Below are 14,190 nucleotides of genomic sequence, written 5' to 3'. Positions count from 1 at the left end.
ATGAAAAAACTTTTACTTTTATTTATCTTTTTAGGCGCTTTTGTTGGATTTTCCAATAATGCAAAAGCTCAGATAAAGGAGCCTTCAGCATTTTCTCAGAAAGCTGATGATGGTGTCCTTGTAGCCTATCCGAATCCTGCTAAGGACTTTCTGATTATAAAGGCGAAGGACTCTAATCTTAAAATTAAAAGTGTGACCTTCTATTCCATTTTGGGAACTCAGGTTGCCAATTATGCTGTAAATATGAATTCGGGGGAAATTAATATTGAAAAATTAAAACCCGGAAAATATTTGATCCGCTACATATTGAGCGACAACACCATGAAGGTTACACAAATCGTAAAACAATAATTAAATCCTGATAATCATCAGGATTTTTTCTTTTAGATTAATCTGTTTTCAATAATTCCGTAACTTTCGGAACTTTTTCATACTAATCAGTAAAAACAATTTAATGCTAAAAGCTGAACATATCAGAAAGACTTACAATGCGGGCAAAAAAGTAGCATTGGACGATTTCAGCATCCATGTTCCGAAAGGAAGCGTGTATGGTCTTTTAGGACCGAACGGAGCCGGAAAAACTTCATTTATCCGCATTATCAACCAGATTACCCAGGCAGATTCCGGAGACATTATGATCAATGGACAAAAACTCAATCCGGATCATATTAAAGATATCGGCTACATGCCTGAAGAAAGAGGGCTTTATAAAAACATGACCGTAGGAGATCAGCTTCTTTACTTTGGGGAACTTAAGGGCATGACTAAAAATGACGCTTTGAACGAAGCTAAGAAATGGTTTGATAAGCTGCATATCGATCAGTGGTGGAAAAAGAAACTGTCTGAGCTTTCCAAAGGTATGGCACAAAAGATACAGTTTGTAGTTACTGTTCTTCACAGACCTAATTTATTGATTCTGGACGAACCTTTCTCCGGTTTTGATCCAGTGAATGCCAATCTCATTAAGGACCAGATTATTGATCTTAAAAACAATGGCACCACAATAATTCTTTCAACACACCGTATGGAAAGCGTGGAAGAAATGTGTGATTATGTTGCGCTTATTAATAACTCTAAAAAAATTATTGACGGAAGAGTATTTGATGTGAGGGAAAAATTCAAAAAAAATATTTTTGGAATTACACTTTCGGAAGTACAGGATATTCAGTTTGATAATTTTAAAAGAAAATATGATCTTTTCAATATTGTAAATGAAAACAATCTTATTTCCTTTGATCTTAAAAACGAAACGAATCAAAATGATATTCTCCTTGAACTGGTACATATAGGAAAAGTGCGTTCGTTTGAAGAGAAGATCCCGAGTATGAATGAAGTTTTTATTAATGCAGTAAGCAGCAATATTTAATTATGAATAATATTTTTTTAATTACAAAAAGGGAATTTCTGACGCAGGTTAAGAAAAAATCCTTCATTATACTGACGATTCTGGCGCCTATTCTCCTTGTTGCATTCGGAGCGGTTATCGGTCTTATGTTCAAAGCTAATGAGTCTCACAGCGTTATTGAAGTTGTTGATAAAAGCGGATTATTTACCCATAAGCTGAAATCTTCAGACCAGCTGAAATACATTTTTGTTTCGGCAGCAGATGAAAAGTCGAAAATTAACAATCTAAAAGGTAACGAATCATTAGATGGCATCTTAGTATTACCGGAACTTAAAAATAAGAACTTCGATGATCTTCAGAAAAACACAAGGCTTGTTATTAATAATAAAATAGGCTTTGATACCAAGCAAAAAATTGTTTCCGACATTAATGAAGTTATTAAAAAAGAAAAAATAAAGCAATTAGGTATTGCAGAAACCCAGCTCATCAATCTTGATAAAAGCTTTACCCTTAAAACGATTAATGTTTCTGAAAACAATAAGGAAGATTCTGATCTTGCGTTTGGGGTAAAAAGCGGGTTGAGCATCCTTCTGATGTATGTCACTTTCATGTTTATCATTATTTACGGAGTAAGGGTAATGCGTAGCGTGCTGGAAGAAAAAAACAACCGTGTAGTGGAAATTATCATTTCTTCGGTTAAACCTTTTGAGCTGATGATGGGGAAAATATTAGGCGTTACGCTTGTAGCCTTAACGCAGTTTGTTGTCTGGATCACTATGTCTGTAATTGGTGCTCTGGTTCTGAATACAGGATTTTCATCGATTCAGAAAAATATCCCCGGAGGAAATGAAGAACTGGCTGATAAGCTAGATGTTACACAGATTGCCACCCAGGTTTCCCACAGTTTGCTGGAGCTTAATTTTCCGCTGATCATTTTTGTATTTATCGTGTTTTTCCTTTTGGGATACATTTTTTACAGTTCCATATATGCAGCGATTGGATCTGCGGTGGATAATGAGACGGAAACACAGCAATTCACACTTTTTGCCATTCTTCCTTTAATGCTGGGTATGTACGGCAGTTTTTCTTTAATGAATAATCCGGATGGTCCGCTGGGCTTCTGGCTATCCATTATTCCTTTCACTTCTCCTGTCGCCATGATTGCAAGAATACCTTTTGGAGTTCCTGCATGGCAGATTGCCTTATCAATCGCCCTCCTCTTGGGAACTACTATTTTTATGATTTTCTTAGCCGGAAAAATATATAGGGTGGGTATCCTGATGTATGGTAATAAAGCGACCTTAAAAGAGCTCTGGAAATGGATTAGAGGATAATAAATGTAGATAGAGTTAAAATAAAAATCCCGAAGTAAAGTTCGGGATTTTTTATGCTTGAATTACATAATTTTTATCTAAAAATATAGTTCAGACTTATACTGAGAACCTGTTCAGATTTATTTTTAGTAGTTCCCTGCGGTTCATAATCAAGACCGGGATACGTATTGGAAAGTCCAAAATCATATCTTGCAGCTACTTCCAGTTGTCTTTTATAGCTGTAGCCCACTCCAAAGCCGATTCCAAGGTTAAAGCTATTCGCTTTTCCATTGACATTAGGCAGAGACGATACCGTAACATCCGGGTCGTAATAAGGTCTTGATACGGGAGCGTTTTTTGTCCGCTGATCTATCAAAAAATTAAATCTTGGTCCTATCAATCCGAAGAATTCTGATTCTGCTTCGGAGAAATAGGCCTTAAAACTGATTGGTACACTAAGATAATTATTGGCATAGACAGCATCATAACCATCTTTACCTTTAAAATCTTTATCTTTTCCTGTTTCTCCTGCCCCGAAATATTGTATTTCAGGCTGAAGGAAAAACTGATTAGTGCTGCCTACAGGAATCAGAGCAAGAAATCCTGCCTGTACCGTAAGTCTTCTTCCTGAGGGATTGTGAGCATTTTTTACTGCCGAAAGATTACCTCCGGCAGACACCCCGAATCTTGTACTGCTGAAGTCTATTTGTGCGAAAGACATCACCGACAATAACAAGGCGGAGGATAATAAAAATTTTTTCATTGTGTATATTTTTTAAATTATGCTAAAACCTTAGCCACGGTAACACCAATATCAGCAGGGGAATCTACTACATTGATACCGTTTTCTCTCATGATCTCCATCTTTGCCTGGGCTGTGTCTTCAGCGCCACCAACGATAGCACCTGCATGTCCCATTGTTCTTCCTTTAGGAGCAGTTTGCCCTGCAATGAAACCTACTACCGGCTTTGTAGAACCGCTGGCTTTGTACCATCTTGCTGCTTCTGCTTCAAGACCTCCACCGATTTCTCCGATCATTACAACTGCTTCCGTTTCAGGATCATTGATGAATAATTCCAAAGCTTCTCTGGTCGTAGTTCCGATAATAGGATCTCCACCGATACCAATCGCTGTAGAAATACCAAAACCGGCTCTTACTACCTGATCTGCTGCTTCATAAGTAAGCGTACCGGATTTTGAAACGATACCTACTTTACCTTTTTTGAAAACGAAACCTGGCATAATACCAATTTTAGCTTCTTCAGAAGTAATGATTCCCGGGCAGTTCGGACCGATTAATCTGCAGTCTCTGTCGGCAATATAAGATTTTACTTTCACCATATCTGCTACAGGAATACCTTCGGTAATACATACAATTACTTTAATGCCCGCTTCGGCAGCTTCCATAATGGCATCAGCAGCAAATGCAGGGGGTACGAAAATGATACTCACGTTTGCTCCGGCTTTTGCCACAGCATCAGCTACAGTATTGAATACAGGTTTCCCAAGGTGCTCGCTTCCTCCTTTTCCCGGAGTAACACCACCTACAACGTTGGTTCCGTATTCGATCATCTGGCTTGCGTGGAAAGTACCTTCATTCCCCGTAAATCCTTGTACAATTACTTTAGAATCTTTGTTTACTAAAATTGACATTTTATTATTTATTTAATTTATTTATTAATTTTTAAATGCACACAAATTTAATTAAATTTCTTTGATTAAAGATAAATCTAAACAATTTGTTTATTTGAGATTTCTCAGTTTAACCTCTTTTTTCAGATAGGTTCTGAAGTCTTCTGCAAGGAAACCAAAGTATGTTCCTTTAGTTAAATCTCTGTTCACTCCGGCTTTTGCGAGTAAAACGGTCCCTTTTTCTATTCTTAGACCAGATGCGATCCCCACCTGTCCCCAGATGGTTACTTCATCTTCAATGATACAGCATCCTGCAATTCCCGTCTGGGAAGCAATAAGGCATCTTTTACCGATTACCGTATCATGTCCTATCTGGATCTGGTTATCTAAAACAGAACCTTCACCGATAACCGTAGAATCCGTCACACCTCTGTCAATTGTACATCCGTTTCCAATTTCAACGTTACTTTCAATGACTACATTTCCAACAGAGATTAAACGATCAAAGTTACCGTCCAGTTTTCTGTAATAGAATGCATCACCACCTAAAACCGTATTCGACTGAATGACAACATTGTCGCCGATGACTGTTCTGTCGCCAATCACAACATTCGGGAAGATAAGGGTGTTTTTTCCTATTTTAACATTGTTTCCTATGACTGCCGAACGATGAATATGCGTTCCTTCACCAATTTCAACATCATGAAGCTCTTCCGTGAAGTTATAAATTCTTGTAAAATGGGTATTGATCTTATTAAAATCCCTGAAAGGGTCTTCAGAAACCAAAAGAGCTTTTCCTTCAGGACATTCCACTTCTTTATCAATAAGAATAATGGTAGCTGCGGAATTCAGGGCTTTGTCATAATATTTCGGATGGTTTACAAAAACAATATCACCTGGTTTTACCATATGAATTTCGTTTGTTCCCAGTACTTCAAAATCTTCAGGACCTATGAATTTAGCTCCGATAATATCAGCAATTGTTCTAAGTTTTTGTGGCTGATGAAACTTCATATTTTTAATGAGGTTTAAATTTTATCAAAATATTATCGGAATTATATCCGATTTTATAAATCTTCCTTTTGGGAATATTTGAGACTTTTATAAACAAAAATTCGGTCTGCTTTCACATTCCGAATTTCTGTAAATTGTATTAAAATTATTCTTTAACTCTTTCTAAGTAAGAACCGTCTTCCGTACTTACTTTAATTTTGTCTCCCGGCTCAATAAATAAAGGAACCATTACTCTTGCTCCTGTTTCAACGATAGCGTTTTTAAGAGCATTGGTTGCTGTATTACCTTTTACTCCAGGATCAGCCTCTACTACTTCAAGGTAAACAGACTGTGGTAATTCTGCAGATAAAGGTGTTTCATCTGCTTCTTTAAGAATGATAGTAACTTCTTCACCGGCTTTCATAAGGTTTGAATTTTCAATCATTTCCTTATTCAGGTAAAGCTGAGAAAAATCGTCATTATTCATGAAGTGGAATCCGTTCTCATCATCATAAAGATACTGATATTTTCTGGTGATTACTTTTACTTCGTCGATTTTGTGACCTGCAGAGAAAGTATTATCAATTACTTTTCCGTTGGTTACAGATTTTAACTTTGTTCTAACGAAAGCAGGACCTTTTCCCGGTTTTACGTGAAGAAATTCGATAACTTTATAAATATCGTTGCTGTACTCAATACAAAGCCCTTTTCTGATATCGTTACTTGTTGCCATTAATTTTGTATATAATTATTTTCTTTTGTTAAATTGTATTCCCTCCCCCTGCGGTATCATTCTGTTGAATGTATTGTTATTGAAAGTGTTTACATTATTCTGCAAACGGTTCACATTCATCTGAACTTCCGAATTATAAGGATTCGCCGTTCCAAAAACGGAGCTTGAATTATCCTTTTTCAGGATAGATTTAAAATTACTTCTGGCGAGACTGTCTTGAGACTTCTCGGGAAGTTTTCTTTCCAGAATGGAATTCTTTGTTGTTTTCTGAGTTTTTAATCCTTCCGTTTGCTGTCCAAACACAGAAGTCGCTGAAAGCATGATAAAAAAGATTAAAATTTTCATATTTTAATTTTGCTGATTACTCTTTTCCGGTTCCGTAGCCTTTTACGATTCCTCTCGGAGAGTTTTGGATGAACTGAAGGATCTCATCTCTCTCTGCAGTAGGAAGCATTTCTTTTTCAATATGTGAAATCGCCTGGGAAACATTCATTTTCATCTGAAAAATAGCTCTGTAGATTTTCTGGATTTCAAATATCTTCTCATTAGTAAACCCTCTTCTTCTTAATCCTACAGAATTGATTCCTGCATAAGACATCGGCTCTCTCGCAACTTTTACATAAGGTGGAATATCTTTTCTTACCAGTGTACCTCCGGAAATCATTACATGTTTTCCGATTTTCCCAAACTGATGCACTGCGGATAATCCCCCCATTACGGTATAATCACCAATTTCTACATGTCCGGCGATCCCGCAACCGTTTACAATGATAACGTGATCTCCTATCACACAGTCATGTGCAATATGCGATGTTGCCATGATGAGACAGTTGGTCCCGATTTTAGTATATCCGAGTGCTTTTGTCCCTCGGTTTACGGTAACACATTCTCTGATGGTGGTTTCATCCCCGATGATAACCTGAGTATCTTCACCATCAAATTTCAAATCCTGAGGAATTGCTGAAATTACGGTTCCCGGGAAAATTCTGCAGTTTTTACCAATTCTTGCTCCATCCATGATGGTAACATTGGGACCAATCCATGTTCCTTCTCCTATTTCTACGTCCCCTGCAATGGTAGTGAAAGGTTCTACGATTACATTTTTGCTGATTTTCGCACGCTTATCTACGGCTGCTAATTGATGAATCATTTAATCAACTTTATTTTTTGCAACTTGAGCCATTAATTCTGCTTCTACGGCAACCGCATCCCCTACATATCCGTAGCCCTGCATGTGGACGATTCCTCTTCTGATCGGCTCGATCAATTCAATCTTGAAAATAATGGTATCTCCCGGCACTACTTTTCTTTTGAATTTTACTTTATCAATTTTTATGAAATAGGTAGAGTAATTTTCAGGATCTGGAACACTTGCCAATACAAGAATACCTCCTGTCTGTGCCAATGCTTCCACCTGTAAAACGCCCGGCATTACAGGCTCTTTTGGAAAATGTCCTACGAAGAATGGTTCGTTCATCGTTACATTTTTCAGCCCTACAACATGGGAATCTGAAAGTTCAAGAATTTTATCAATCAGCAAAAACGGTGGTCTGTGCGGCATCAGCCTCATGATCCCGTTGATGTCAAAAACCGGTTCTTTGGTAAGATCAAAGTCCGGAACATTTTTCTTTTTCTGCAGTTTCCACTGGCGGTTAAGTTTTTTCGCAAACTGGGTATTTACATAATGTCCCGGTTTGTTGGCAATAACTTTTCCTTTTATTTTTACTCCTGCCAAAGCCAGATCCCCAATCACATCCAGTAATTTGTGTCTTGCAGCTTCATTAGGATAATTTAAATTTAAATTGTCAAGAATTCCGTTTGGTCTTATTGAAACATTATCCTTACCGAAGGCTTTTTTAAGCTTTTCTGTGGTTTCCGGCGTAAGATCCTTATCTACATATACAATAGCGTTTGATATATCACCTCCTTTGATAAGGCCGTGATCCAACAGCATCTCCAGCTCATGTAAGAAACTGAATGTTCTTGCTGAGGAAATCTCATCTTTAAATTCTGAAATATTTTTAAGAGTGGCATTTTGTGTCCCCAGAACCTTAGTCCCAAAGTCTACCATAGTTGTTACTTCGTAGGTATCAGAAGGGATAATGGTAATTTCAGATCCCGTAGCAGGATCACTGTATGTAAGCACTTCTTTTACAACAAGATATTCTCTTGCAATATTCTGTTCAACTACACCAACACTTTCAATCGCTTCAACAAAATACTTTGAAGATCCATCGAGAATCGGAGGCTCCGAAGCATCCATTTCAAGAATCGCATTATCGATATCACAACCTACCAATGCGGCTAAAAGATGCTCGCAAGTTGTAATTTTAACACCTAATTTTTCTAATGTTGTCCCTCTTTCCGTAGCTACTACATAATTAACATCTGCTTCTACCTGCGGATGTCCTTCAAGGTCTGTTCTTACAAAAACAAAACCTGTATTTTCTTTGGCAGGTTTCATGGTCAGTTTTACTTCTTTACCAGTATGAAGTCCGATCCCGGAAAGTGTTACTTCTTGCTGAAGCGTTTTTTGCATATCACTCATTAGTTTAATCTTTTGAGTTATTCTCAAGATTTTTTATTCTATTAACAATTTCAGTAAAGTTTCTGAAATGAATGTAGTTTCTCAGATAATCATTATAATTAATTGCCGGTGAGCCGTACAACGTTTCTTTATCATTAACGCTGGAATTTACGCCACTCTGGGCCTGAATTTTCACCTGACTTCCTATTTTAATATGACCTACGATACCTACCTGGCCGCCGATCTGGTTCCAGTCGCCAATGGTTGTAGAGCCTGCAATACCGGCCTGTGCAGCAATTACATTATTTTTACCGATCTTTACATTATGTGCAATCTGAATCAGATTGTCTATTTTTGTACCTTTTCCTATAACGGTAGATCCGATGGTTGCGCGGTCAATACTACAGTTTGATCCTATTTCCACATCATCTTCAATGATTACATTCCCCAACTGCGGAATTTTTTTAAATCCTTCAGGTGTCGGCTGGAAACCAAATCCATCTCCACCTATTACCGTATTGGAGTGAATCACACAGTTGTCCCCGATGATGCAGTAGTCATAAATTCTGGCGCCGCTGTCTATTTTGCAGTTTTTACCGATTTTTACCCCCTTCCCTATATAAACATGAGGGTAGATCTGAGATCCTTCCCCTATTTTTGCTTTCTCTGAAACATAGGTAAAAGCCCCGATATAGGCTTTATCACCGATTACTGCCGTTTCATGGATTGAAGAGCCATTCTCTATACCTTCTTTTTTTCCCTGCATTTCCTGATAAAGGTTCATGAGTATCTGAAAAGAAAGATAGGCATCTTTCACCGATATAATGGTAGAATTATAAGAATCTTTTGTAATAAGACTTTCTGAAACAATGATAACGGAGCACTTTGAGGTATCCAAATAATGCGTAAATCTATCTTGTGCTATAAAAGAAAGATGTCCTGTTTCCCCGCTTTCAATAGGTGAAACTCCAGTAATAAGTGCACTTTCGTCACCTATTATTTTTCCGTCAATAAAACTTGCAATTTGCGAAGCTGTAAATTCCATATTCTGCAAAGATAAGAAATTCTGTAATTCGCAAACATTTTTTGGTTTTCGGAAAGTAAAATTTTAATAATATTTAAGAAAATGTATTCTAAATATCCCTTGGATACATGAGAATATAGCGTTGGGTCTTATTTATCATAAGTCCTGATAAAAGCTGATCTTCCGACTCTTCAAGTCTTATTTTTTTTCCGCTTTTCTGAAGGAGATAAATAGGCTGTTTTTCTGTATCATAAGGCAGAAGTTTTCTTTTAATTTCATGAACAAGCTCTTCTCCATTATCAATTCCGAAAAAATCATTGGTTTTTTTTATTTTTTCTTTAATGAATTCCTGTTCAAAAGGATGTGATGAGATAATTGTTCTGGGAATGTTCCTCTGTATGATACATTTGCACCAATATGACAATATATGATCTTCTGCATTCTGCCACAGTTTCATTGCATGAATAATATCATTATCGTCCAGCTGAGTAAATCGTTTTACGTCTTCATCAGTAGCTGCACTTTTTTCACGATAAAGGAAATATTTGAGATTATCTCCGGCAGGAAGATCTATTCCCTGAGAAACAAGATATTTGGCGCGCTCCAGAATTTTCACCAGTAAAAATTCAGCAAGCGCCGATGTTTTATGATAATATACCTGCCAGTACATGAACATTCTGGCTGTTAAAAAATTTTCTATAGAATATACTCCTTTTGCATCAATTACCAATTCTCCCTCCTCACAAACATTCATCATGGAAATGATGCGCTGGGTATTGATACTGCCTTCCGAAACTCCTGTAAAAAAGCTGTCGCGTTTCAGATAATCAAGCCTGTCTACATCCAACTGCGAAGAAATCAGCTGATTGAAAAATTTCCGGTGATATCTTCCCTGAAACATCTCAATAGCGCAGGAAAGCGCTCCTTCAAACTCAACATTCAGTCGATTCATCAACAGCAGTGACAGCGTCTCGTGATGCCAGTCGTCCATCAGCATACTCTCTAAAGCATGAGAGAAAGGGCCGTGACCGATATCGTGCATTAAAATTGCCAGCATTGCTCCTTTTTCTTCATTTTCTGATATTTTCACACCTTTTTGTTTCAATGTTTCAAGTGCTGTGAACATGAGATGCATCGCTCCCAGTGCATGATGAAATCTTGTATGCGTTGCTCCCGGAAAAATAAGATTCAGAAGGCCCGTTTGCCCGATTCTTCTTAACCGCTGAAAATAAGGATGCTCAATAATATCAAATAAGATTTCGTGTGGGATTCTGATAAAACCGTGAACCGGATCATTAATGATTTTGAGTTTATTCTGCATGGAAAACGTCTGAATTTAGAAACAAATTTAAGGATTTTAAAATTGAACATGGTTTAAAACATTATTAAAAAATCGGGCCGAAATTCCTGAATAATTATTATCCGGAAATATTGCAGTTTTCATTAACTTATATTTAACTTTACACATGTTCATTTTGGCAGATTTTAATGTTAGTTGGTCGGCAATTTGATACAATAACCATGTAAAAAAATAAATTTATGTCGGAAAAGATATTATGGATAGATGATGAAATTGATCTCCTTAAACCTCACATTGTATTCCTTGAAAAAAAGGGCTATCAGGTAACCCCTGTAAACAATGTTAATGAGGCTTTGGAGCTGATGGATTCTGAAAAATTCGCATTAACGCTAATTGATGAAAATATGCCCGGAATCTCCGGACTTGAAGCTATTCCTATGATTAAGGATAAAGATAATTCCTTAAAAATAGTAATGGTAACCAAAAGTGAAGAAGAACACATTATGGAGGAGGCTATCGGATCACAGATTGCAGATTATATTCTCAAACCAGTGAATCCCAACCAGATTTTGCTTTCTCTAAAGAAAAATCTTCAACAGGACAATCTTGTGGAACAGAAGACGATTCTTCAGTACCAGCAGGAATTTAGGAATCTTTCGATGGAACTCTCTTACCTGAGAACCTATCAGGAATGGGCAGAATATTATAAGAAAATTTTAAATTGGGAAATTAAATTCGATAAGGTTACAGACAATGAATTTGCGGATCTTTTACAATCGCAGAAAGAAGAAGCGAATATCCAGTTTGCCAAGTTTATCGAAAACAACTACGAAGATTGGCTCCACGACTCTGACAAACCGATCATGAGCCATACGCTTTTTAAAGAAAAAGTAAAGCCTGAAGTAGAAAAGGAAAAAGTTCTGCTGTTGATGGTTGACAATCTGCGTTATGATCAGTGGAAGGTAATTGAGCCGTTATTTACTAAATATTACAACAAGATTTCTGAGGACTATTATTACAGTATTCTTCCTACGGCGACCCAGTATGCGAGAAATTCATTTTTTGCAGGGCTTATGCCTTCAGAAATTGAAAAACGTTTCCCCGATAAATGGTTTAACGATAACGAAGAAGGAAATAAAAATGAATATGAACGTGATTTCCTAGAAGACCAGATGAAAAGGATTGGCCTTGGCTCCAAGTCCATGAAATATCTTAAAGTCCTGAATGCAGATTTTGAGCGAAAGATTTATGATGATTTTAACCAGCATAAAAACAATGACCTTTTAGTGATCGTGTATAATTTCATTGATATTCTTTCTCATGCGAAAACAGACAACCATATTGTTGATCAATTGATCCGTGATGATAAGACCTTCAGATCACTTACTTTAAACTGGTTTGAAAATTCTTCATTGATGAAAATTATTAAAGTTGCAGCTGAAAACGGATTTAAACTTGTGATAACCACGGACCACGGAACGGTTTACGTTAAAAAACCAAGCAAGGTTGTGGGTGACAGAGAAACTTCAACCAACATCCGTTATAAGACAGGAAAAAGCTTAACATACGACAGCAGTCATGTATGGGCTATTACCAATCCTGAAAAATTATTTTTACCAAAAGGAAATTTAAGCTCAAAGTATATTTTTGCCAAGAATAATATCTTCCTTGCCTATCCTAAAAATTACAATCATTTTGTGAATTATTACAAAGAGACTTATCAGCACGGAGGAATTTCACTGGAAGAGTGCATTATCCCGATCAGCATTCTGGAACCTAAATAGCAGATGGTTTTGGCAGTTTGCCAATGGCTTTATCAATAACATGTTTCGGGCGGAAAAATCGAAGATTTTTCCGCCCGAAACTATTTTAAGACCATAAAGACTTTGTATTTTTGAAAAAAATTAAATTTTGAGATTAATCACTTATAACGTTAATGGAATACGGGCTGCTTTCACCAAAGATTTTTTAGGATGGCTGAAATCTGCAGATCCTGATATCATCTGTATTCAGGAAAGCAAAGCCGGAAACGATCAGATTGATATCGAAAGCCTCGAAAAGCTGGGCTATCACAGTTACTGGCATTCGGCTGTTAAAAAAGGCTACAGCGGGGTTGGAATAGCTTCTAAAATAAAGCCCAATCACGTGGAATACGGCTGCGGTATTGAAAGCTATGATAACGAAGGAAGGATAATCCGTGCTGATTTTGACGGGTTTTCTGCAATTTCCGTTTATGTTCCGTCTGCTTCCAATATCGAAAGGCTGGATTTTAAAATGCAGTTCTGCTATGACTTTTTAGAATATATTAAAAATTTAAAGAAGGAAATTCCCAACCTTATTATTTCAGGCGATTTTAATATCTGTCATGAAGCTATTGACATTCACAATCCAATCGGATTAAAGAATGTTTCCGGATTCTTACCGATGGAAAGAGAATGGATGACGAATTTCATCAATGAATGCGAGCTGATTGACAGCTTCAGGTTTTTTAACAATGAACCTGATCATTACACATGGTGGAGCTACCGGCAAAATTCAAGAGAACGGAATAAAGGCTGGAGGCTGGATTATAATTTTACTTCCTATACTTTAAAAGATAAGCTTACCAGAGCTGTTATATTAAAGGAAGCAGTACATTCCGATCATTGTCCTGCACTTGTGGAAATCAGTTTATAGTATTGCATTATAAAAGAAAAAAGCCAACTGCGAAAGTTGGCTTTTTAATTTAAATCATAAAATTAATCGACAATTTCATATTCCACCGGAATCGTACCGCGGTCGGTATCTCCGATTTCATCGAACGCAGCTTTAGACATATCCAAAGCTCTTGACGAATGGTAAGGTCCTCTATCATTAATTTTCACAATTACCTCTTTACCATTGTTCAGGTTGGTTACCTTAATGTTTGTTCCAAAAGGAAGCGTTCTGTTGGCTGCAGTAAATTTTGCATTATCGAAAATCTCTCCGCTGGCCGTTTTTCTACCGTTAAATTTATCGTGGTAGTACGATGCATAACTTGTTTTTTTCGCATCTATGGCATTCATTTTGAATGAATAAACACCAAGGGTTGAAATCATCATTATGATTACGAGAATTAATCTTTTCATCATTTTGAACTTTTATTTGTTTGACGAGGCAAATGTATCAGGAATCTTTTAACGAGCCTATTTTATATGTTAACAGATGTTAATAAAAACCAAAATAAATGTTAATTTATATTTTAAACTACTGATTATCAACAAGTAAAACCATATTGTTAAAAAATGTTAAAAAAACAGTTAAAAAGTTAACGAATTTAACGAAAAGACTGCGGAAATATAAAA

Annotated in this window: 15 protein-coding genes; 5 read left to right on the top strand and 10 right to left on the bottom strand. The window is 36.7% G+C overall.

The window, feature by feature from the left end; genetic code table 11:
• The 3 genes from M0D58_RS15620 (at position 1) to M0D58_RS15610 (ending at position 2,679) form a co-directional block, all read left to right on the top strand.
• Positions 1–351, top strand: a complete 351-nt coding sequence (locus M0D58_RS15620; RefSeq protein WP_248391396.1) for a T9SS type A sorting domain-containing protein — start codon at positions 1–3, stop codon at positions 349–351.
• Positions 352–454: 103 nt separating this feature from the next.
• Positions 455–1,366, top strand: a complete 912-nt coding sequence (locus M0D58_RS15615; protein ID WP_248391394.1) for an ABC transporter ATP-binding protein — start codon at positions 455–457, stop codon at positions 1,364–1,366.
• 2 nt (positions 1,367–1,368) lie between these two features.
• A complete protein-coding gene (locus M0D58_RS15610) occupies positions 1,369–2,679 on the top strand; it encodes an ABC transporter permease (RefSeq protein WP_248391392.1) in 1,311 nt (436 codons plus the stop codon).
• 73 nt (positions 2,680–2,752) lie between these two features.
• On the opposite strand, the gene M0D58_RS15605 is transcribed toward M0D58_RS15610, so the two are convergent.
• From M0D58_RS15605 to M0D58_RS15565, 9 genes are all read right to left on the bottom strand, one after another.
• Complete coding sequence (locus M0D58_RS15605; RefSeq protein ID WP_248391390.1) at positions 2,753–3,421, bottom strand: porin family protein; 669 nt, start codon at positions 3,419–3,421, stop codon at positions 2,753–2,755.
• Between the two features lie 17 nt (positions 3,422–3,438).
• Positions 3,439–4,311: a succinate--CoA ligase subunit alpha gene (sucD, locus tag M0D58_RS15600; protein ID WP_029294782.1), complete on the bottom strand. Its 873-nt coding sequence runs from the start codon at positions 4,309–4,311 to the stop codon at positions 3,439–3,441.
• 90 nt (positions 4,312–4,401) lie between these two features.
• Positions 4,402–5,304, bottom strand: a complete 903-nt coding sequence (locus M0D58_RS15595; protein WP_248391388.1) for a UDP-3-O-(3-hydroxymyristoyl)glucosamine N-acyltransferase — start codon at positions 5,302–5,304, stop codon at positions 4,402–4,404.
• A 145-nt stretch (positions 5,305–5,449) separates the two neighbouring features.
• Positions 5,450–6,016, bottom strand: coding sequence for an elongation factor P (gene efp / locus M0D58_RS15590; RefSeq protein WP_027379799.1), 567 nt, complete (start codon positions 6,014–6,016; stop codon positions 5,450–5,452).
• Between the two features lie 15 nt (positions 6,017–6,031).
• Positions 6,032–6,361, bottom strand: coding sequence for a hypothetical protein (locus tag M0D58_RS15585; protein ID WP_248391386.1), 330 nt, complete (start codon positions 6,359–6,361; stop codon positions 6,032–6,034).
• 16 nt (positions 6,362–6,377) lie between these two features.
• The gene (lpxA, locus tag M0D58_RS15580) at positions 6,378–7,166 is read right to left on the bottom strand and encodes an acyl-ACP--UDP-N-acetylglucosamine O-acyltransferase (RefSeq protein WP_248391384.1); all 789 of its coding nucleotides are present in this window, start codon (positions 7,164–7,166) and stop codon (positions 6,378–6,380) included.
• Positions 7,167–8,564 carry a bifunctional UDP-3-O-[3-hydroxymyristoyl] N-acetylglucosamine deacetylase/3-hydroxyacyl-ACP dehydratase gene (locus tag M0D58_RS15575; protein WP_072885190.1) on the bottom strand — a complete coding sequence of 466 codons (1,398 nt, stop codon included), beginning with the start codon at positions 8,562–8,564 and terminating at the stop codon, positions 7,167–7,169.
• Between the two features lie 4 nt (positions 8,565–8,568).
• Positions 8,569–9,588, bottom strand: coding sequence for a UDP-3-O-(3-hydroxymyristoyl)glucosamine N-acyltransferase (lpxD, locus tag M0D58_RS15570; RefSeq protein WP_248391382.1), 1,020 nt, complete (start codon positions 9,586–9,588; stop codon positions 8,569–8,571).
• Between the two features lie 88 nt (positions 9,589–9,676).
• Positions 9,677–10,888: an HD domain-containing protein gene (locus tag M0D58_RS15565; RefSeq protein ID WP_248391380.1), complete on the bottom strand. Its 1,212-nt coding sequence runs from the start codon at positions 10,886–10,888 to the stop codon at positions 9,677–9,679.
• A gap of 218 nt (positions 10,889–11,106) precedes the next feature.
• Between M0D58_RS15565 and porX the strand changes: the two genes are divergently transcribed.
• A complete protein-coding gene (gene porX / locus M0D58_RS15560; RefSeq protein WP_248391378.1) occupies positions 11,107–12,651 on the top strand; it encodes a T9SS response regulator signal transducer PorX in 1,545 nt (514 codons plus the stop codon).
• A gap of 127 nt (positions 12,652–12,778) precedes the next feature.
• On the top strand, positions 12,779–13,543 hold the full coding sequence (locus tag M0D58_RS15555) for an exodeoxyribonuclease III (protein ID WP_248391376.1): 765 nt from the start codon (positions 12,779–12,781) through the stop codon (positions 13,541–13,543).
• Between the two features lie 62 nt (positions 13,544–13,605).
• On the opposite strand, the gene M0D58_RS15550 is transcribed toward M0D58_RS15555, so the two are convergent.
• Positions 13,606–13,977: a septal ring lytic transglycosylase RlpA family protein gene (locus tag M0D58_RS15550; RefSeq protein WP_072885186.1), complete on the bottom strand. Its 372-nt coding sequence runs from the start codon at positions 13,975–13,977 to the stop codon at positions 13,606–13,608.
• Positions 13,978–14,190: the final 213 nt, after the last annotated feature.

The organism is Chryseobacterium nepalense (assembly GCF_023195755.1).
GTDB lineage: Bacteria > Bacteroidota > Bacteroidia > Flavobacteriales > Weeksellaceae > Chryseobacterium > Chryseobacterium nepalense.
This window is presented reverse-complemented; position numbering and strand designations above follow the sequence as displayed.